The organism is Pimelobacter simplex (assembly GCF_024662235.1).
GTDB lineage: Bacteria > Actinomycetota > Actinomycetes > Propionibacteriales > Nocardioidaceae > Nocardioides.
This window is the reverse complement of record NZ_CP096276.1, coordinates 4,795,643-4,814,715: the sequence shown is the minus strand read 5'-3', so window position 1 is coordinate 4,814,715 and position 19,073 is coordinate 4,795,643. Positions and strand designations below refer to the sequence as shown.

Genomic DNA, 19,073 nt, shown 5'->3' with positions numbered 1-19,073 from the left:
GGGTGAGGGAGCGCCTAGGGTGCCGCGATGGGTTGGAAGGACATCGCCAAGCTCGGCCGGGACTGGGCCGAGGCGAAGAAGACCGAGCTGCTGACCACCGACAACCAACGTCGGGAGCAGGCGCGCGGCGACCTCGAGGACGTCGAGCGCGCCTCGCAGGCCGAGGCGGTGACGTCCTTCCTCGAGAACGCGCTGCCCGAGGAGTGGTCGCGCCGGGTCACCGCCGCCCGCCCCGAGAACGTCGCCGCCCGCGAGGAGGCCGCCGCGGCCGCCGCGGAGGCGGAGCGGCGCGAGCGGCTCGCGCTCCAGGCGACCGGTCAGGTGCGCCTGAGCATCTCCGGCGGTGAGCAGGGCGAGCTCGACCTGAAGCTGCCGGTCAGCGTCGAGGAGCGCGACGGCGGTGCGCCGTACGACGACGGCCCGCCGCCGCTCGACTGGCTCGTCGTCCGGGTCGAGTCCCCCGAGCCGGTCGGCTTCGGCTCGACGACCCTCAACGAGCTCTCGCTCGCCGTGCCGGCCTACGCCGGGCCCGGTCGCTACGACCTGGTCGACCTCATGCGCCGCGGCGAGGCCGGCGAGATCGGCTGGTGGGAGGTGCTCGACAGCTATCTCGCGCGCGACGCCGAGGCCGACGACTGCACCTGGTACCCCGACCTGTCCGGGGCGCCGGGCGAGGCGTGGGTCGAGGTCGGCGACGGCGGCATCACGCTGGACCTGCCGATGCAGTCCGCCGTCTGTGCGATCCGGCTGCGCGGGAGCGTGCGCTGGGAGGTTCAGCCGGCGAGCTGATCGAGCTCGGTCTCCCAGGGGGTGCCGGCCGCGTCGAGCAGCCGGTCGGCCGCGCGGCGTACCGCCGGGATCCGGCTGGGCCGCGCGATGACCAGCCGCAGCGCGAGGACCGCGACGTCGTCGGGCATCGAGCGCTCGCGCTGCGCCCCGGACCAGCGCACCGCCTGGTTGATCGTGGCGTCCAGCATCTCGGTGACCACGTGGGCGCGGGTGTCCGCGAACTCGCCGTCGGCGATCCCCTGCTCGATCACCGCGCGGGAGTGGGCCATCGCGGCGTGGTACGCCGCGTGCCAGCGCGCGAACTCCGGCTCGTCGATGAGGGCGCTGAGGTAGAGCCCGCGCAGGTCGTAGGCACTCGTCATCTCGACCAGGATCTCGCGGCGCACCGTCTGGTAGAGCTCGACCGCGGCCGGTGTCCCGTCGGGGACCTCGCGCACCCCCTGGAGGCCGGGTGAGCGCGCGTAGTCGTAGGCGTAGAGCGCCTGCGCGATGTCGTGCTTGGTCGCGAAGTGGTGGAACAGCGACGGTTGCCGGACCCCCACTGCCTCGGCGATCTCGCGGGTCGACGTCCCGTGGAAGCCCTTGATCGCGAACAGGCGCGCGGCCTCGCGCAGGATCTGCTCGGGGGTGACCTTCGCGCGTGCCATGGCCGCAGTCTATCGAATGATAGACAAACCGCCCGGCGGACCCTACAGTGACGCCACTGTCTATCGATCGATAGACAAATGCGGTACGAGAATGTTCCTGAGGGAGACGCCATGCAACCCACCACCGCTCCGCCTGCCGAGACCGGCGGCGCCCTGCGCACCGACGCCGTGAGTGCCCGGCACCTGGTGTTCTTCGTGGTGTCGGCGGCGGCGCCGCTGACCGTGATGGCCGGGTTCGCGCCGCTCGCGTTCCTGGTCGGCGGGCAGAGCGCGCCGGTCGGCTACCTCGCCGCGGGCCTCGTGTACGCGCTCTTCGCGGTCGGCTTCTGCGCGATGTCCCGCCACGTCAGCAACGCCGGCGCCTTCTACGCCTACGTCACCCGCGGGCTCGGCCGGGTCGTCGGTTCCGGCTCGGCCCTCGTCGCGTACGCCGCCTACACCCTCGGCGAGATCGGCTTCTGCGCCGCCGCGGGCCTCTTCGCCTCGACCACCCTCGACGACCTGGCCGGCATCGACCTGCCCTGGGGCGTGTGCGCCGTCGTCCTCGGCATCGTGGTCTCGGTCGTCGCCTACTGCCGCGTCGACGTCGGAGCCCGGGTGCTCGCGTGCCTGCTGATCGGCGAGATCGGTCTGCTGGTGGCGCTCGCCGTCGCGATCCTCGTCAAGGGGACGCCCGAGGGCCTGAGCCTCTCCGGCTTCGACCCCGGCACCTGGGACGCCAGCGCGCTCGGCTCGCTCTTCGTCATCACCTTCGTCGTCTACATCGGCTTCGAGCAGACCGCGGTCTATGCCGAGGAGGCCCGCGACCCGCGCCGGACCGTGACCCGCGCGACGTACCTCGCGGTCGGGATCCTCGCGGTGACCTACACCTTCGTGTCGTGGGTGCTGCTCATGGCGATCGGCCCGGGCGCGCTCGGCGCCGCGCTCGCGGGCGACCCGTCGCAGCTGGTGTTCGCGGTCAACCAGGGCTATCTCGGCACGTTCATGACCGACGTCATGCAGGTCCTCATCGTCACCAGCTTCGTCGCCGGCGTGCTCGCGCTGCACAACGCCGGTGCCCGCTACCTGTTCGCGCTCGGTCGCGAGGGCCTCCTGCCCCGCACCCTCGGTACGACGGGCCGCGCCAGCGGCAGCCCCTCGCACGCGGTGATCGTCCAGTCGGTCCTGGTCGTCGTCGCGCTCGCCGGGTTCGGCCTGTCCAGCCTCGACCCCTACACGCAGGTGGTCATCTGGACCAACACCCCCACCTTGGTGGGCGTGCTGTTCCTGCAGATCCTCACCTCCATCGCGGTGATCGCGTTCTTCGCCCGCAACCGCACCGACGAGGGGGTCTGGCAGCGACTGGTCGCCCCGGCCCTGGCGGCCGTCGTCCTGGCGGGCGTGCTCTTCCTCGTCTGCAGCAAGATGGGCCTGCTCACCGGTCTCGACGCCCGCGACAACCTGCTCATCAACCTGCCGCTCGCCGTCGCCTTCGTGGTCGGCCTGGTCCGCGGGGCGGTGGCCGCGCGATGAGCACCGCCCGCTACGCCTGGTCCATCCCCGGCTTCCCGGTCGAGAGGCCCGGCGCCGACCCGACCACGCCCGAGATCTGGTGCTACGCCGACCGGTTCTCCTACCTGCCCGGCGACGAGGTCGGGCTCAGCGTGCACACCACCGCGCCGACGTACGACGTGCGGGTGGTGCGCGACGGAGCCGACCCCGTCGAGGTCTGGTCGGCCCGCGACCAGCCCGGCGTCGCGCACCCCACTCCCGACGACGCCTACGCGGTCGGCTGCGGCTGGCCGGTCGCGCTGCGGATCCCGGTCGATCCCACCTGGGACAGCGGCTTCTACCTCGTCGTGGTCGGGGTCGAGGCCGACGGCCGGCGCCACGAGCGCGAGGGCTTCTTCGTCGTCCGGGCGCCGGAGCCGCGCGCCGAGCTGGCGCTCGTGCTGACCACCGGCACGCTGACCGCCTACAACGACTGGGGCGGCGCCAACCACTACCGCGGGCTCGGCGACGACCCCTACGCCGACATCCCCGCACCCGTGCTGTCGAACCGGCGGCCGGTCGCCCGCGGCATGCTGCGGCTGCCCGACGGCGCGCCCCGCAACGCCAACCCGGCGACGCCCGGACCGGGCTACCGGCCGCGGCACCCGACGTACGAGTGGGCGATCACGCACGGCTACACCCGGCACCACAGCGACGCCTTCTGGGCGACGTACGAGCGGCCGTTCGTGGGGTGGGCCGAGCGCCAGGGCTACCGCTTCGACTACCTGACCCAGCAGGACCTGCACGACGACCCCACGGCGCTCGACGGCTACCGCGGGGCGGTCCTCGTCGGGCACGACGAGTACTGGACGTGGGAGATGCGCGATGTCGTCGACCGCTTCGTCGACGGCGGCGGGGGTCTGGCCCGGTTCGCCGGCAACTACGTGTGGCAGGTCCGGCTCGACGACGAGCAGCGGCAGACCTGCTACAAGGACCCGCGCCTGGACCCGATGATGGCGACCGACCCGACCCGGGTCACCACGACCTGGGACGCGCCGTTCATCGACCGGCCCGGCACCGCGACGATGGGCCTGACCGGGCTCGGCGGCGCCTACGCCCGCTACGGCGCGACCACCCCGCGCAGCAGCGGCGGCTACACCGTCTACCGGCCCGAGCACTGGGCGCTCGCCGGCACCGACCTCTACTACGGCGACGTGTTCGGGGCCGCGCCCGTGTGCGTCGCGGCGTTCGAGGTCGACGGCGTCGACTACACCTTCCGCCACGGCCTGCCCTACGCGACCGGCACCGACGGCGCGCCCGAGGACCTGACCATCGTGGCGCTCACGCCCGCCGTCCTCGGCGAGACCGATCGGTGGGACGGTGAGGTGCCCATCGGCGCCCCGCTCGCCGAGATGCACGACCTGCTCGGCGCCGTGTGGGGGGACGACGTCCCCGAGCGCTTCGCCAGCGGGTACGGCGCCGGCATGGTCGCCACCTTCCGCCGCGGCGCCGGCGAGGTCTTCAACGCCGGCACCACCGAGTGGGTCAGCGGACTGATCCACCACGACCCGTTCACCGAGCAGATCACCCACAACGTGCTGCGCCGCTTCGGCGCCGCCGCCCACCTCGACCACCCCGTCCCGGAGGAGTCCGCATGAGCACCCCGACGCCCACCCCCACCGTCGCCGACCTCCGCACCATCGCCGTCGGCACCGGCCACCCCGTCGTACCGGACTGGGAGCCGGGCACCGCCTCGCCCGACTGGCAGGAGACCGAGTGGCGCTCCTTCGGCGCCGACGAGTCCCGGCCGTACGGCGGCGCCTGGACCGGCGAGCCCGGCAGCCTGCGTCTCGACGACTACCCCTACGACGAGGTCTGCGTGATGCTCACCGGCGTCGTCGCGCTCGTCGACGCGGCCGGCGGCCGCCGGGAGTTCCGGGCCGGCGAGGCGTTCTTCGTGCCGCGCGGCTTCAGCGGCACGTGGGAGACGGTCGAGCCCGCGACGAAGGTGTTCGTGGCGCTGCCGTAGATACTCGACCCATGAACCCGGTCGAGATCGCCGAACCCCTCCGGTCGCGCTGGAGCCCCAGCGTCTTCGACGCCGAGCACGTGCTCACCGACGCCGAGATCACCCGCCTCCTCGAGGCCGCCCAGTGGGCGCCGAGCTCGGGCAACCGCCAGCCGTGGCGCTATGTCGTCGCCCCGCGCGGCAGCGCCCAGCACCAGGCGTTCGTGCCGCACCTCAGCCGCGGCAACTCCGGCTGGGTGCCTCGGGCGTCGGTGCTCTTCCTGTCGGCCTTCGAGGTCGGCCAGGACGGCGTCGAGCTCAGCGACCTCCTCATCCCGGCCCACGACGTCGGCCAGGCCTCGGCCCACCTCACCCTCCAGGCCCAGGCGATGGGCCTGCACGCCCACCAGTTCGGGGGATTCGACCACGAGGGCGCCGCGGCGGCCCTCGGCATCCCCGACACCGCCCGGCTCCTGGCCGGCATCGCCGTCGGCGTCCGCGGCAACCCCGCCGAGGTCTCCGAGCGGGACGCCGAGCGCGAGCTCCGCGAGCGCCACCGGCGCCCCCTCGACGAGACGGCGTACGAGCGCTGGGGCACGCCCTGGCCGAGCCTGGCGCCGTCGGGTCCCACGGTCGCCTGACGTGCGCGCCGGCCGCGGGTCCGTCGCGGTCCTGCTGCTCCTCGCCCTGGTGGTCAACCTGCCCCTGGTCCACCAGGCCTGGCAGCACCGCCAGCTCGACCGGGACGGCCGCGACGTCGCCGCCACGGTCACCGACACCCAGGTGCTGCGGCCGGACAGCGCCGACCCGGTGCACGTCGTACGGTTCCGGCTGCCGGAGGACGTCGACCCCAGCGGCCAGACCTGGCCCGCCGAGGTCGACCGCGCCACCTACGACCGCGCCGAGCTGAGCAAGCAGATCGAGGTCCGCGTGCAGCCCGGCAAGCCCGGCAACCAGCAGGTCGCCGGCGCCACCTCGAGCTCCCTCGGCTACGTCGTGATCGGCCTCGTCGACGCCATCGTGCTGGCGCTCGGCCTGCTCCTGTGGGCGCACCGGCGCCGCCGCGACGCTGACCGCGATCCGGACAGTGCCGACGGCGGACCTGCCACACTGGCCGGGTGACGAACCTCCACGACTTCGCCGCCACCGGGATCGATGGCCAGGAGATCGACCTGTCGTCGTACGACGGGTCGGTGGTCCTGGTCGTCAACACCGCCTCCAAGTGCGGCCTCACCCCCCAGTACCAGGGGCTCCAGGAGCTCCAGGACGCCTACCACGAGCGCGGCTTCACCGTCCTCGGCTTCCCGTGCGACCAGTTCGCGAACCAGGAGCCCGGCACCGAGGACGAGATCGCCGCCTTCTGCGAGCGCAACTACGGCGTGAGCTTCCCGATGTTCGCCAAGATCGACGTCAACGGCAAGGGCGCCCACCCGCTCTACCAGTGGCTCAAGGACCAGAAGGGCGGCCTCCTCGGCGGCGCGATCAAGTGGAACTTCACGAAGTTCCTGGTCGGCCGCGACGGGTCCGTCCTCGATCGCTACGCGCCCACGACCGAGCCGGGCAAGATCGCCGGCGACATCGAGGCCGCGCTGGGCTGATCCGGCCGAGCGCGTCTCCGGCGCCCGGGTCGGCAGCAAGCTGCCCGGGTGTCGCCTCCCGCCGCGCTGCCGGCTGGGCTGATCACCTCGCCGTCCCGTCGGGGACGGCGAAGGGGCCGCCCCGATCGGGACGGCCCCTCCATCGTGCTGCTCAGGTCCGGGTCTCAGACCTTGGCGAGCTCGCGGTCTCCATCGCCCTCGTCCGCGCCCACGTGGACCGGGGCGGAGTCGCGCTCGAGCGACTCACCCTCGACGTCGACGTTCGGCAGGATCCGGTCGAGCCAGGCCGGCAGCCACCAGGCCTTGTCGCCGAGCAGGTAGAGCACGGCCGGGATCAGGATCATCCGGACGATGAAGGCGTCGAAGATGATCGAGGCGGCGAGCGCGAAGCCCATCGACTTGACCACGGCGTCGTCCTCGAGGATGAAGCCGGAGAAGACCGCGATCATGATCGAGGCGGCGGCGGTGACCACGCGGGCGCTGTTGCGGAAGCCGTCGACGACGGCCTCGTGCATGGGCAGCCCGTGGACGTGCGCCTCGCGCATCCGGGTCACCAGGAACACCTGGTAGTCCATCGCCAGGCCGAACACCACGCCGATCAGGAAGATCGGCATGAAGCTGACGATCGGCTGACCCTCGAAGATCCCGAGGGCGCCTTCCTGGAAGATGGCGACCGTCGCACCGAGCGTGGCCAGTACCGAGAGCAGGAAGCCCAGGGTGGCGGTCAGCGGCACCAGGATCGAGCGGAACACCAGCACCAGCAGGATGAACGCCAGGCCGATGACGACCGCGAGGTAGATCGGCAGTGCACCGTTGAGCCGGTCCGAGACGTCGGTGGTGATCGCGGTCAGACCGGTGACCCCGACGACGGTGTCGGTCTGGGTCTCGATGCCGCTCTGGCCGTCGCGCAGGGCCTCGAGGAGGTCGAGCGTCTCGGGCTCGTCCGGACCGGACGACGGGGTGATCTGGATCATCGCGCCGGTGCCGGTGGTCCCCGGGTCTCCGGTGGGCAGCTGGTCGGCGCTCTTGACGTCGTCCTGGCCGGCGGCCCAGGCGGTGACGTCGTCGAACGCCTTCTGGCGCTGGGTGTCGTCGGTGATCTTGCGGCCGTCGACGACGACCAGGAGCGGACCCTCGCGGCCGGGGCCGAACGCCTCGGTGATCAGGTCGGACGCCTTGCGCTGGGTGGTGTCGGGCGAGGCGGTGCTGTCGGTCGGGAACGCGAGGTACATCTGGCTGATCGGCGCGGCCAGCGCTCCGAGCAGGATGACGACGCCGAGCACCCAGGCGACGGGCGCCTTGGCGATCATCGTGGCCCAGCGCACGCCGTTGTTGTGGATCCGGCCGTGCTCGTCGCGCTGCGGGTTGTACTTGCGGACCTGGCCGCGGAAGGCCCACGACTTGGTGAGGCCGAGCAGCGCGGGCAGCAGGGTCAGCGCGACCAGGACGGCGATGAACACCGTGGCGGCGGCCGCGAGGCCCATCGCGGTGAGGAACGGGATCCGGACGACGGCCAGCGCGGACAGCGCGATGAGGACCGTGAGGCCGGCGAAGACCACGGCGGAGCCCGCCGTACCGACGGCGATGCCGGCGGCGTGGGCGCGGTCCTTGGTGTGGTGCAGCTCGGTTCGGTAGCGAGCCAGGATGAACAGCGTGTAGTCGATGCCGACGGCCAGACCGATCATCGTGGCCAGCATCGGCGTGCTGGAGCCGATGTTCATGAGCGCGGTCATCGCGGTGATGCCCGTCATGCCCAGTCCGACGCCGAAGATCGCGTTGATCAGCGGCATGCCCGCAGCGATCAGCGAGCCGAAGGTCAGCACCAGGACGACGAGCGCGATGAGCAGGCCGAACAGCTCGGCGGTGCCGCCGGGCGGGGCCATGACCGCCATGCCGGGACCGTTGGCCTCGGCGACGAGGCCGGTCTCGTCGGTGGTCTTGTCGAGGAGCTTCTCGAGGTCCTCGATGGTCGTGGTCTTGAGGTCGGCGGGCGAGTCGACGTCCCACTCGAAGGAGAGGATGCCGATCCGGCCGTCCTCGGAGAGCGTCGAGAAGCTCGCCGGGAGCCCCTCGGCCGCAGGTGCGGGCGGCACCAGGCCGGGGTTCTCGTCACCGGCCTGGGGCAGCGACGGGACGGCCTTGATCAGGTCGTCGATCGCGCCCTGGTACTTCGGCTCGTCGAGGGTGTGTCCCTCGGGAGCCGCGACGACCACGTTGACCGTGGCGTCGTCGAAGGCGTCCCCGCTCTGGGGGAAGAGCTCCTTCTGGATCTCCGCGGCCTTCTCGGACGGGATGCCCGGGATGGTGAACTCGTCGGACATCGGCTTGGAGAAGGCGGCGGCGAGGCTGCCGACGATGACGGCGAGCAGCAGCCATCCGGCGATGAAGAACGGCCACCGCCGATAGGCGGTCGATCCGATCCGGTAGAGCAGGCGGGCCATGTGAGGTCTCCTGGGTGTCTCCGGCGCCGGGGTCTCCGGAGCAGGGCTGGGGATGGGGGAGGGGAAGGTGGTGCGGTCGTGCGGGTGCTGCGTCAGACAGGTCAGGCAGGGGTCAGGCGAGAGCGGTACGGGCGTCGGCGACCGTCGCGTCGAAGTGCTCGGTGAAGCTGCGCCCGGCGTCGGCCGAGGTCCGGTCGAGGGCGTGGTCGAAGAAGGTGAGGAGCAGCTTGAGCAGGAGCCGGGCCTGGAGGGCCGGGAAGTCGTCGCCCTCGCGCTGGCGGACGCACTCGACCAGGCCGGTGGCGGCCTCCTCGAGGCGGTTGTGCACGAGGAGGAGGAGCCGGCTGTCCTTGACCACCGCCTCGCGCAGGAGGGTGATGAGCTGCTCGTCGCCGGTGCGGTCCTTGATCGCCTCGTGGGCGAGCAGGATCAGGTCGTCGAAGAGGCGGCCGGTCGGGCCGCCCGCGACGAAGGTGTCGACGTGGGCCTCGTCGACCTCGATGCCGGGGCCGAGCACGATGTCGGCCTTGCCGTCGAAGTAGTTGAAGACGGTGCGGCGCGAGACGTCGGCGGCCGCGGCGAGGTCGTCGATGGTCCAGCCGTCGAAGCCGTTGTCGACGGTCAGCTGCAGCCCGCACTGCTGGAGGCGGAGCGCGGTCTGGAGCCGCTTGGCCTCTCGACGGTTGGTGCACACTTCGGGCATGAGTGCATCTTTGCACTCTTTCGGAATCGAGTGCAACTTTGTGACGCCCGTCACGCCGCCCCGAGGTGGGCCTGCGCGGACGGCGTACCGCGGCCGACGATCGCGGGCGCCTCGCGGACCAGGCTGTCGTCGGTCAGTGCCGCGACCATGAACAGCGCATAGTCCGTACGACGGGTCAGGTTGCTCGCCAGCAGCGGGTCGCCCACGTGGCGCGCCCACACCGGCAGCCCCTCGGAGGCGCCCTCGGCGAGATCGCTGCCGCGGACCACGGTCCAGGCCGTGTCGCTGGCGAAGATCCGGTCGCAGGCGCGGACCTGGTCGTCGATGTCGGCGAACCGGATCGCCCGGGCGACCACGGTCATCGCCCGCACCAGGAGCCGGAACCGGCGCGTGTACCGGTCGCCGCCGTCGCCGCGGGTGATGTGCCAGCCGCACGAGAAGACCAGGCGCGCGCCGGGCTCGGCGTGGTCGAGCACCGCCTGCGCGGTGCCGCTGGCGTAGTCGTGCACGCCGAACGGCACGAGCACGGTCAGGACGCCGTCGCAGCCGGCGACCGCCCGCGCGATGACCTCGCGGTCGTCGGTGCGGCCGGGCAGCACGGTGATCCGGTCGGCGAGGTCGGCGAGCTTGCCGACGCTCTCGGGGCGGCAGACCGCGGTGACGTCGTACCCGCGGTCGAGGCAGTGGCCGATGAGGTAGCGGCCGAGCTTGCCGGAGCCGCCGATGACACAAACCTTACGCATGTAAGGAAGGTAGCACCCGGCCTTACAGGTGTAAAGTGCCGCGGGTGCCTCGCCCCCGGACCCCGCTCTCGCTCGAACGGATCGTCGTCGCCGCCGTCGAGGTCGCCGACCGCAACGGCCTGGGCGCGGTGAGCATGCGCAACGTCGGCAAGGCGCTCGGCGTCGAGGCGATGTCGCTCTACCACCACGTGGCCGGCAAGGAGGCGCTGCTCGACGCCCTCGTCGAGTGGGTCTTCGCCGGCATCGACCTGCCCGAGCCCGACGAGCCCTGGCGTACGGCGATGTACCGGCGCGCCGCGTCGGCCCGGGACCGGCTGGCCGGGCACTCCTGGGCGGTCGGCCTCATCGAGTCGCGCAGCGCCCCCGGTCCGGCGCTGCTGCGCCACCACGACGCGGTGCTCGGCAGCCTGCGCGGCGGCGGCTTCTCGGTGGCCGACGCGGCCCACGCGTTCTCGGTGATCGACGCCTACGTCTACGGCTTCGTGGTGACCGAGGTGAACCTCCCGTTCGACTCCCCGGCCGAGGTCGAGGACATCGCCGCGGCGATGATGGAGACCATGCCCGAGGGCGACTACCCGCACCTGACCGAGCTCATCGTGAGCCACGCCCTGCAGCCCGGCTACGACCACACGAGCGAGTTCGGCTACGGCCTCGACCTGATCCTCGACGGGCTCGCCCGGCTCGTGGAGGCGTGAGCGCCCGCACGGTTTGCCGACGCGCTGTCCGGATACGATCCCCGGACCCGTCGTCCCCGCCCCCACGGAGCCCTCGTTGACCGTCTTCCTCGCCCTCGGCATCGCCGGACTCGTCGTCCTCGCCCTGTCGCTGGTCGCCGGCGACCTGCTCGACGGCGCCTTCGACGCGCTCGAGGCCGACTGGATCTCGACCGCCGCGATCGGCGGCTTCGTCTCGGCCTTCGGCTTCGGCGGCGCCGCGGCCGACGGCGCCGGGCTGCCCCTCCCGGTCTCGCTGGTGATCGCCGGCGGTGCCGGCGTGGTGGTCGCCTGGTTCGCCCTCTGGCTGACCCGCCTGGTCAAGGACTCCCCGAGCGACGGCACCGTGTCGATCACCGACAGCGTCGGCCAGGTCGCCCGGGTGATCACCGACATCCCCGGCGACGGGTACGGCGTCGTCCGCGTCGTCGTCGGCGGCCACACGCTGCGCTTCAACGCGAGCGCCCACCAGCCCATCCCCGCCGGCACCGAGGTCAACGTGACCGGCGTCCTGTCCCCGACCGCGGTGAGCGTCACCGAGGTCTGGCGGCCCTGACCACGCGCCGCCCCCGAACCCCCCACCCAACTGAAACGGAGAGACCGACGTCATGAACGCCGAAGTCCTCGGGCCCATCGCCGGCATCGTGGTCCTGCTGATCCTCCTGGTGCTGCTCGTCACCAGCCGCTACAAGGTGGCGGGGCCGAACCAGGCCTTCATCGTCACCGGCCGCAAGGGCAAGGCGGTGATCAACCCCGAGACCGGTGAGCTCACCACCGACCTGTCCGGCCAGAAGGTCGTGCTCGGCGGCGGTGTCTTCGTCATCCCGTTCGTCCAGAAGCTCGCCACCATGGACCTGTCGAGCCGCCGGATCTCGGTGCAGATCCGCGGCGCCGTGTCCGGCCAGGGCATCAAGCTCAACCTCGACGGCGTCGCCATCGTCAAGGTCGGCGGCAATGCCGACCAGATCCGGCTCGGCGCCCAGCGCTTCCTCTCCCAGCAGGGGGACATCGAGACCTTCACCCAGGAGGTGCTCGCCGGTGCGCTCCGCTCGATCGTCGGCGGCCTGACCGTCGAGCAGATCATCCGCGACCGCGCGGCCTTCGCGCAGCGCGTCGCCGACGAGTCGGAGTCCTCGCTGACCGGCCAGGGCCTGATCCTCGATGCCTTCCAGATCCAGGACGTCACCGACGACGGCACCTACCTCGCCGACCTCGGTCGCCCCGAGGCCGCGCGGATCCAGCAGGCCGCCGCCATCGCCGAGGCCAACGCCCGCCAGGCCGCCGAGCAGGCCCAGATCGCGGCCGAGCAGGAGATCGCCGTGGCCCAGCGGACCCTCGCCCTCAAGCAGGCCGAGATCAAGTCCGAGACCGACGCCGCCGCGGCCCAGGCCGCCGCGTCCGGACCGCTGGCCCAGGCCGAGCGGGACCAGGCGATCCTCGCCGAGCAGGAGAAGGTCGCCGTCCAGCAGGCCGCGCTGACCGAGCGCCAGCTCGAGACCCAGGTCCGCAAGCCGGCCGACGCCGAGCGCTACCGCGTCGAGCAGGAGGCCGAGGGTCGTCGTACGGCCGAGATCGCGGGGGCCGACGCCCGCAAGGCCGCCACCATCGCCGCCGCCCAGGCCAAGGCGGAGGAGACCAAGCTCAGTGGTGAGGCCGAGAAGGCGCGGCGTGCCGCGCTCGCCGAGGCCGAGGCGATCGAGGGTCTCAAGCGCGGTGAGGCCGAGAAGGGCCGGCGTCTGGCCGAGGCCGACGCCACCCGGGCCGAGGGTGAGGCCCAGGCGGCCGCCACGCTGGCCATCGGCCAGGCCGAGGCCGAGGCGATGGACAAGCGCGCCGAGGCGTTCGCCAACTACAACGACGCCGCGGTGCTCCAGATGCTCATCGAGGTGCTGCCCCAGATCGCCAAGGAGGTCGCCTCGCCGATCGCCGCGATCGACCAGCTCACCGTCCTGTCCACCGACGGGGCCGGCGCACTGCCCAAGCAGGTCACCGACAACGTCACCCAGACGCTGCAGATGCTCAAGACCTCGACCGGTCTCGACCTGGAGTCGCTGATCAAGAAGTCCGTCGGCAAGGCCGCCGGCGTCGTCGGGCAGGACCCGCCGGCGCTCGACGGTACGGGCGCCGGGTCCGGCGCCTGAGCATGGGCTTCCTCGACAAGGTCAAGGCCGCCTTCACCGGTCCCGAGATCGACATCGCGGAGGAGATCGCGAAGGTCGACCCGGGCCACCAGGTGGTCGGTCACGCCCGCGTCGTCGCCAGCGCCTTCGAGCGCGGCGGCGGCGTGGCGTCGGGGCCGAACCGGCTGCTCGGCAAGGCGGTCGAGGCCGCCTCGACCGCCGCGTCCGGAGCCCGCCACGTCGGCGGGGACGAGGGCACTGTCGCCCGCGACCTGCCGCGGGCCGCCGACCTGCACGTGCTGGTGCTCTCCGACCTCGGGCTCTCGCTGTGGGACTTCGGCATGACCGGTACGTCGACCCCGCCGGACCACGTCGCGAGCGTGCCCCGGGCGTCGGTCGCGTCGATCACCGACACCGGCAAGAAGGCCCAGGGCGGGGTCACCGTGGCCCGGGTGTCCTTCACCGACGGGTCGTTCTTCGACTACCGGATCATGGAGAAGCCCGACACCGCCTTCTGGGCGGCGGTCGAGCGCTTCGAGGGCCTCGACCAGAGCCGCAGCTAGGGCCGACCGGGAGCGACCAGGCCGTGGTCGTACGCATAGACGATCGCGGCCGGTCGGTCCCGCAGGCCGAGCTTGGTGAAGATCCGCCCGACGTGGCTCTTCACGGTCAGCTCGGAGATCACCAGCTCGGAGGCGATCTCGCCGTTGCTCCGCCCGAGCGCGATCGCGCACAGCACCTCGAGCTCGCGGGCGGTCAGCGGATCGGTCGCGGGGGTGCTCGCCGCGGCGGGAGCGGGCGCGAACGTCCGGAACCGGTCGAGCACCCGGCCGGTGACCGCGGGGTCGAGCCAGCTGCCGCCCTCGGCGACGGTCCGCACGGCCCGGATCAGGTCGTCGGCCGAGGAGTCCTTGAGCAGGAACCCGGCCGCCCCGGCGCGCAGCGCTCCGGAGAGCATCTCGTCGTCGTCGAACGTGGTCAGCACGAGCACCGGCGGTCCGCCTGCGTCGACGACCGCCTGGGTGGCGGTGATGCCGTCGACGGTGCGCATCCGCAGGTCCATCACGATCACGTCGACCCCGCCGTCACCGGCGCTGAGCTCGGCGAGCGCGGCCGGCAGCTCGCCGCCGTCGGAGCACTCCGCGGCGATCTCGAAGCCGTCGCGGCGGCGCAGAATCCGGCGCAGGCCGGAGCGGACGAGCTCCTGGTCGTCGACGAGGACGACCCGGACGAGGGTGGGGGTCACGCAGGCTCCGCCTTTCGCAGGGTCCGTCCGCAGGGCAGCTCGAGGCCGTACCCGGCGCGGGCCGGTGCCGGCCCCAGTCGTACGTCGACCACCCAGGCCCCGCTCGCCGGACCGGCGTCGAGGCGGGCGCCGAGCTGGGCCGCGCGGGCCTGCATCCCGGCCAGGCCGGAGCCGAGACCGTCGGGGCGCGGGCGTCCCGCGGGGAGCGGGTTGCTGACCAGGAGCCGGGCGCGCACGCCGTCGACCGCCAGCCGTACCTGAACCTGGGCGCCGGGGTCCCCGTGCTTGACCACGTTGGCCAGCGACTCCTGCGCGATCCGGTAGAGGCCGAGGCCCGCGGCGGCCGGCAGCCGGGCGGGGTCGCCCTGCTCGTCGTACTCGACGGCGAGACCGGCGTCGGACATCTGCCGCACCAGTGCGGCGATGTCGCCCGCGCCGGGCAGGGCGTGGCGCTCGGAGGTGCCGTCGGCCATCGCGCTGACCGCCTTGCGGATGTCGCCCATCGCGCGGCGTCCGACCTGCTCGGCGTCGGCCAGCGCGGCGTCGACCTCGGCGACCGCCTCGGCGGCCTCGTCCGGTCCCGTCGCCTCGCGTACGTCGCGCAGCGCGTGCCGGGCCCCGGTGATCTGGAGCAGCGAGACGCTCAGCGAGTGCGCGACGAGGTCGTGGATCTCGCGGGCGATCCGCTCCCGCTCGGTCGTCGTGGCCCGCTCCCAGGCCTGCTCGCGGGCGTGCCGCTCGGCGATGAGCGCCCGCATCTGCCACAGCAGCATGGCGCCGATGACGAAGCCCAGCAGCAGCTCGGCGGTGTAGAGCGGGGCGCCGGTCAGGCCGGGCCCGAGCGCGGCGCCGATGAGCACGACCTGCCCGATGCCGGCCACCGCGAGCCCCTCACGCAGCCCGTCGCGGGCGGTGATCTCGGCCGTGGCGAGGGCGAGCAGGACGGGCGCCAGGTCGAGGGCGCCGTCGACCGGTCGGGACAGCAGCAGCGCGGCGACGGTGACGCTGCCCGCGACGTCGGCCCACCACGGCAGCCAGCGGTTGGTGGTGAACTGCAGGAGCGGCGAGGCGATCAGCAGCGGCAGGCAGAGCACCAGCGGGTCGAGCGGCCAGAGGGCGTCGCGCAGCGCGAGCGCGACCACCAGGGACCCCACCTGCCCGAGGTGGGAGGCCAGCGGCACCCACCACGGGTAGAGGATCTGGTGCCGTTCGAGGTTCGCCTCGATCCCGGCGCGCAACCAGCGCAGCATGCCCACCAGCCTAGGGAGCGCGGCGCCCGCGGTCATCCCGCGCCGGAAGGGCGGTCCTCTCCTCCCCTGGTAGGAGGCGCAGTGCCTGCCGTCGTCCGATGTCCCGGGGCGGCCGCGCCCGTAGGTTCGAGCCATGACCTGGACCGAGACCAACCGCCGCTGGCTGGCGCTGCGTGCCGTCGAGGAGCAGCTCCGCACCGACCCGCACCCCGTGCTCCCCTGGAACGACGACCTCGCCCTCATCTTCGGCGACCGGGACGGCCTGCGGGCGGCCCTGCGCTACCGCTGGCAGCTCACGATGAGCACGCAGCTCGACACGCACCTGCCCGAGCACGTGCTCGAGCAGAACCGGCGGGACCTCACCGCGCGCTTCCGGGCGCTGCGCGAGGTGCTGGACAACCCGGCCGACGGAGAGTTGGGTACGACGCATGCGGTCGCCTGATCTCGCTCGCGCCGTCGACCTGCCGCGCTCGTTCACCGCGTGGGCGCTCGCGCACGGCCTCCAGCGCTCGCTGATCCAGCGTGGCGCGCGCAAGGGCGACCTGATCAGCCGGATGGTGATGGACCCGAGCCTGCGGGTCGACCCGTTCCCGGCGTACGAGGAGCTGCGCGGGCGCGGCCCGATCAGCGCCAACGACCTGATCTCGGCCAGCGTCGACCACGCCGTGTGCAACGAGGTGCTGCGCAGCGACGCCTTCGGCACCGCGGGCGGCCAGGGCGAGCTGCCCAAGCCGCTGCAGTGGCTGCACCACAAGGTGATCGACCCCGACACCCTCGGCCCCGTCGACCCGCCGTCGATGCTGGCGGTCGACCCGCCGCTGCACACCCGCTACCGCAAGCAGGTGGCCCGGGCGTTCACCGCGCGCAAGGTCGGCCGGATGGGCGACCGGGTGGACCAGGTCGCCGCCGGCCTGCTCGACGACCTGGCCGGCGTCGAGGACTTCGACCTCATCGACCGCTACGCCTCGCAGCTGCCGGTCACCGTGATCGCCGACCTGCTCGGCGTACGCGAGGAGGACCGCGAGCGCCTGCTCGCGCTCGGCAACGAGGCCGCCGTGACGCTCGACCCCGGGCTGTCGTGGCGGCAGTTCCGCCGGGCCGAGAACGCGCTGCGCGAGATGCACACCTGGTTCCGCGGGCACGTCGAGCGGATCGCCGCCGACCCCGGCGACGACCTGATCAGCCAGCTCACGCTGCTCGAGGGCGAGGACAAGCTGACGCCGGTCGAGCTGCACCAGGTCGGCCTGCTCGTGCTCGCCGCCGGCTTCGAGACCACCGTCAACCTGATCGGCAACGCCGTCGCCCTCCTCGACGGGCACCCCGACCAGCTGCGCTGGCTCCAGGCCAACCCCGACGGCTGGACCAACGCCGTCGACGAGGTGCTGCGCCACCAGTCGCCGGTCCAGCTCACCTTGCGGATCGCGCTGCGCGAGACCGAGGTGGCCGGCAAGCGGTTCGAGCGCGGCCACGGGATCCTGCTCTACCTCGGCGGCGCCAACCGCGACCCGTCCGTGTTCACCGACCCCGCGTCGTTCGACGTCACCCGCTCCAACGCCGACCAGCACATCGGCTTCTCGGCCGGGGTGCACTTCTGCCTCGGCGCCAGCCTCGCCCGGCTCGAGACCGCCGTCGCCCTGCGCGCGCTGTACGAGCGGCACCCGGACCTGCACATCGCGGGCCGGACCGAGCGGCGCGGCACCCGCGTGCTGCGCGGCTACGAGCGGCTGCCGGTGAGCACGACGGCGTCCGTCAGCGCGTGACCTGACCCACGCCACCAACCTCCCGAACCCGCCGCGCGCGCCGCGCCCGGACACTAGATTCACCCCCGATGAGAGTCTCCTCCCGGCTCTCCGGCCTGGTGTGGCGCGCGCCGGCGCCGGACGGGCGCCCCGACCTGACGCCCGACGAGCTCCGCATGCGCCTGCGCCGCGCCCGGGCCCGCGCGCGGCGGCTCCAGGCCGAGCTCACCGACCTCCAGGCTCGGTACGACGGCCCGTCCCACCAGGCCCAGCTCACCGCCGCCTGGCGCGAGTGGCGCCACGTCCGGACCGCCGGCGGGGTCGAGGAGGGCCGCCAGTTCGACAACAAGCTGGTCTCCTACGCCTTCGCCCAGTCGCACGGCGTACCGGTGCCGGAGCTGCGACAGCGCTGGGACAGCCTCGACGAGCTCGACCCGGCCACCATCGCGGCCCTCGCCGCAGCCCCGGAGCCGGCGATCCTCAAGGCGGCCCACGGCGCGGCCGCGCTCGGCGTGGTCACCACCGACGACCCGGCCGAGATCACCGCCGCCGTCGGCCGCTGGCACACCCTGGCCCAGCCCACCGGGCTGCACCTGGACCCGCCGGTGATCGCGCCGCCGTACTTCACCGAGGAGCGGCTGCAGCCCGAGGGCGACCTGCTGCTCGACATCAAGGTGTTCGCCTTCTACGGCGAGGTCGCCCAGGTGCTGCTGCTCGCCGCCCCCGACTTCCGGGACCGCAGCGCGGTCCGGATGCGCGTCCTCGACGCCGACGGCACCGACCTCGGCCCGGTCGTCACCACCGCCCCGGTCGACCCGGCCCTGCCGGTACCCCGCCACTTCGCCGAGATCGTCGCGATGGCCCAGCGCCTGTCCCACGCCGTGCGCCGGCCGTTCGTGCGGCTCGACTTCTACGACACCGGCGACCGCGCGCTGCTCGGCGAGATCACGCCGATGCCCGGCAACGTCAACCGCTACGTCCGCGCCCATGACGCCTACCTCGGCGAGCAGTGGGAGCGGGCCCGCGGCCGGATGCGCTCCGACGTCGCCGCCGGGCTCGACCCGCGGGTCGCCTGGGGTCCGGGCCCGCGCGCGCTGCACTTCACCGACGCCCCGCCGTGGCTGCCGGGGGAGCTCGCGCACCGCTGAGCCTCAGTCGTCGACGGCCTCGGCGTCGCTGAGGTCCTCGACGCGGACCGGCCGGGCGCCGGCGAAGACCACGCTCACGCCGTACGGGTCGCAGAGGGGGAGGTCGCCCTCCGCGAAGCGCAGGTGCCACTCGTCGGCGTAGAAGTTCGCCTGTGCGCGCTCCAGCGGCAGGTCGGCGGCGGGACGGGCGACCAGGTCGGCCCCCGCGCCGGGGGTGAGTCCGTAGAAGGCGGGATCGGCGGCGAGGTGCGCGTGCAGGTGCTCGAGCGCCGCGGCGACGTACGTGTCGACCTCGCGGACCACGCGCGCGACCAGGTCGAGGTCGAGGGTGGTGAGCGGGGCGTCGTCCTCGAGGAGGAGGTTGACCTCGACCGGCTGGTCGAGCAGCGCGCTGTGCGGGAGCGGGGTCGGCTGCCAGAGCGTGGTGGTCACGGCGGCCACCCTAGGGTGTGACGGCC

Annotated in this window: 21 protein-coding genes; 14 read left to right on the top strand and 7 right to left on the bottom strand. The window is 73.0% G+C overall.

What is annotated here, in order from left to right; translation table 11 throughout:
* Window positions 1–27 precede the first annotated feature (27 nt).
* Window positions 28–789, top strand: coding sequence for a hypothetical protein (locus M0M48_RS23570; protein WP_257752988.1), 762 nt, complete (start codon window positions 28–30; stop codon window positions 787–789).
* Here M0M48_RS23570 and M0M48_RS30925 read toward each other — a convergent pair.
* Entirely contained in the window at window positions 774–1,436 is a 663-nt protein-coding gene (locus tag M0M48_RS30925) for a TetR/AcrR family transcriptional regulator (protein ID WP_308220340.1), read from the bottom strand. The genes M0M48_RS23570 and M0M48_RS30925 overlap by 16 nt on opposite strands.
* A gap of 111 nt (window positions 1,437–1,547) precedes the next feature.
* On the opposite strand from M0M48_RS30925, the gene M0M48_RS23560 reads away from it, so the two are divergent.
* From M0M48_RS23560 to M0M48_RS23535, 6 genes are read left to right on the top strand one after another with little or no spacing between them, the layout of a single operon-like run.
* Window positions 1,548–2,948 carry an APC family permease gene (locus M0M48_RS23560; protein WP_257752987.1) on the top strand — a complete coding sequence of 467 codons (1,401 nt, stop codon included), beginning with the start codon at window positions 1,548–1,550 and terminating at the stop codon, window positions 2,946–2,948.
* Window positions 2,945–4,564, top strand: a complete 1,620-nt coding sequence (locus M0M48_RS23555) for a N,N-dimethylformamidase beta subunit family domain-containing protein (RefSeq protein ID WP_257752986.1) — start codon at window positions 2,945–2,947, stop codon at window positions 4,562–4,564. Before M0M48_RS23560 ends, M0M48_RS23555 begins: the two co-directional genes overlap by 4 nt.
* Window positions 4,561–4,935: a cupin domain-containing protein gene (locus M0M48_RS23550; protein ID WP_215812182.1), complete on the top strand. Its 375-nt coding sequence runs from the start codon at window positions 4,561–4,563 to the stop codon at window positions 4,933–4,935. The genes M0M48_RS23555 and M0M48_RS23550 overlap by 4 nt, the downstream gene beginning before the upstream one ends.
* Window positions 4,936–4,946: 11 nt before the next feature.
* A complete protein-coding gene (locus M0M48_RS23545) occupies window positions 4,947–5,555 on the top strand; it encodes a nitroreductase family protein (protein ID WP_257752985.1) in 609 nt (202 codons plus the stop codon).
* Window position 5,556: 1 nt separating this feature from the next.
* Complete coding sequence (locus M0M48_RS23540; protein WP_215812184.1) at window positions 5,557–6,036, top strand: DUF3592 domain-containing protein; 480 nt, start codon at window positions 5,557–5,559, stop codon at window positions 6,034–6,036.
* Complete coding sequence (locus M0M48_RS23535; protein WP_257752984.1) at window positions 6,033–6,512, top strand: glutathione peroxidase; 480 nt, start codon at window positions 6,033–6,035, stop codon at window positions 6,510–6,512. The genes M0M48_RS23540 and M0M48_RS23535 overlap by 4 nt, the downstream gene beginning before the upstream one ends.
* 164 nt (window positions 6,513–6,676) lie before the next feature.
* Here the strand turns inward: M0M48_RS23535 and M0M48_RS23530 are convergent, their stop codons facing one another.
* From M0M48_RS23530 to M0M48_RS23520, 3 genes are all read right to left on the bottom strand, one after another.
* Complete coding sequence (locus tag M0M48_RS23530) at window positions 6,677–8,953, bottom strand: MMPL family transporter (RefSeq protein WP_257752983.1); 2,277 nt, start codon at window positions 8,951–8,953, stop codon at window positions 6,677–6,679.
* A 112-nt stretch (window positions 8,954–9,065) separates the two neighbouring features.
* Complete coding sequence (locus tag M0M48_RS23525) at window positions 9,066–9,656, bottom strand: TetR/AcrR family transcriptional regulator (RefSeq protein WP_215812187.1); 591 nt, start codon at window positions 9,654–9,656, stop codon at window positions 9,066–9,068.
* 50 nt (window positions 9,657–9,706) lie between these two features.
* Complete coding sequence (locus tag M0M48_RS23520) at window positions 9,707–10,399, bottom strand: NAD(P)-dependent oxidoreductase (RefSeq protein WP_257752982.1); 693 nt, start codon at window positions 10,397–10,399, stop codon at window positions 9,707–9,709.
* Between the two features lie 44 nt (window positions 10,400–10,443).
* On the opposite strand from M0M48_RS23520, the gene M0M48_RS23515 reads away from it, so the two are divergent.
* From M0M48_RS23515 to M0M48_RS23500, 4 genes are all read left to right on the top strand, one after another.
* Complete coding sequence (locus M0M48_RS23515; RefSeq protein ID WP_257752981.1) at window positions 10,444–11,094, top strand: TetR/AcrR family transcriptional regulator; 651 nt, start codon at window positions 10,444–10,446, stop codon at window positions 11,092–11,094.
* 76 nt (window positions 11,095–11,170) lie between these two features.
* Window positions 11,171–11,668, top strand: a complete 498-nt coding sequence (locus M0M48_RS23510; protein WP_215812189.1) for an NfeD family protein — start codon at window positions 11,171–11,173, stop codon at window positions 11,666–11,668.
* Window positions 11,669–11,720: 52 nt separating this feature from the next.
* A complete protein-coding gene (locus M0M48_RS23505; protein WP_257752980.1) occupies window positions 11,721–13,253 on the top strand; it encodes a flotillin family protein in 1,533 nt (510 codons plus the stop codon).
* A gap of 2 nt (window positions 13,254–13,255) precedes the next feature.
* The gene (locus tag M0M48_RS23500; protein WP_257752979.1) at window positions 13,256–13,795 is read left to right on the top strand and encodes a hypothetical protein; all 540 of its coding nucleotides are present in this window, start codon (window positions 13,256–13,258) and stop codon (window positions 13,793–13,795) included.
* Here the strand turns inward: M0M48_RS23500 and M0M48_RS23495 are convergent.
* Both M0M48_RS23495 and M0M48_RS23490 read right to left on the bottom strand, forming a co-directional pair.
* Entirely contained in the window at window positions 13,792–14,478 is a 687-nt protein-coding gene (locus M0M48_RS23495; RefSeq protein WP_257752978.1) for a response regulator transcription factor, read from the bottom strand. The two genes, M0M48_RS23500 and M0M48_RS23495, sit on opposite strands and share 4 nt — an antisense overlap.
* Entirely contained in the window at window positions 14,475–15,728 is a 1,254-nt protein-coding gene (locus M0M48_RS23490) for a sensor histidine kinase (RefSeq protein WP_215812193.1), read from the bottom strand. The genes M0M48_RS23495 and M0M48_RS23490 overlap by 4 nt, the downstream gene beginning before the upstream one ends.
* 133 nt (window positions 15,729–15,861) lie before the next feature.
* Here M0M48_RS23490 and M0M48_RS23485 point away from each other — a divergent pair, with 133 nt between their 5' ends.
* The 3 genes from M0M48_RS23485 to M0M48_RS23475 all read left to right on the top strand — a co-directional run bounded on the left by M0M48_RS23485 (window position 15,862) and on the right by M0M48_RS23475 (window position 18,615).
* Window positions 15,862–16,170 carry a hypothetical protein gene (locus tag M0M48_RS23485; RefSeq protein WP_215812194.1) on the top strand — a complete coding sequence of 103 codons (309 nt, stop codon included), beginning with the start codon at window positions 15,862–15,864 and terminating at the stop codon, window positions 16,168–16,170.
* The gene (locus M0M48_RS23480; protein WP_257752977.1) at window positions 16,157–17,488 is read left to right on the top strand and encodes a cytochrome P450; all 1,332 of its coding nucleotides are present in this window, start codon (window positions 16,157–16,159) and stop codon (window positions 17,486–17,488) included. The genes M0M48_RS23485 and M0M48_RS23480 overlap by 14 nt, the downstream gene beginning before the upstream one ends.
* A gap of 68 nt (window positions 17,489–17,556) precedes the next feature.
* Window positions 17,557–18,615: an ATP-grasp fold amidoligase family protein gene (locus M0M48_RS23475; RefSeq protein ID WP_257752976.1), complete on the top strand. Its 1,059-nt coding sequence runs from the start codon at window positions 17,557–17,559 to the stop codon at window positions 18,613–18,615.
* A 3-nt stretch (window positions 18,616–18,618) separates the two neighbouring features.
* Here M0M48_RS23475 and M0M48_RS23470 read toward each other — a convergent pair whose 3' ends face one another.
* Complete coding sequence (locus tag M0M48_RS23470) at window positions 18,619–19,047, bottom strand: hypothetical protein (RefSeq protein WP_257752975.1); 429 nt, start codon at window positions 19,045–19,047, stop codon at window positions 18,619–18,621.
* Window positions 19,048–19,073: the final 26 nt, after the last annotated feature.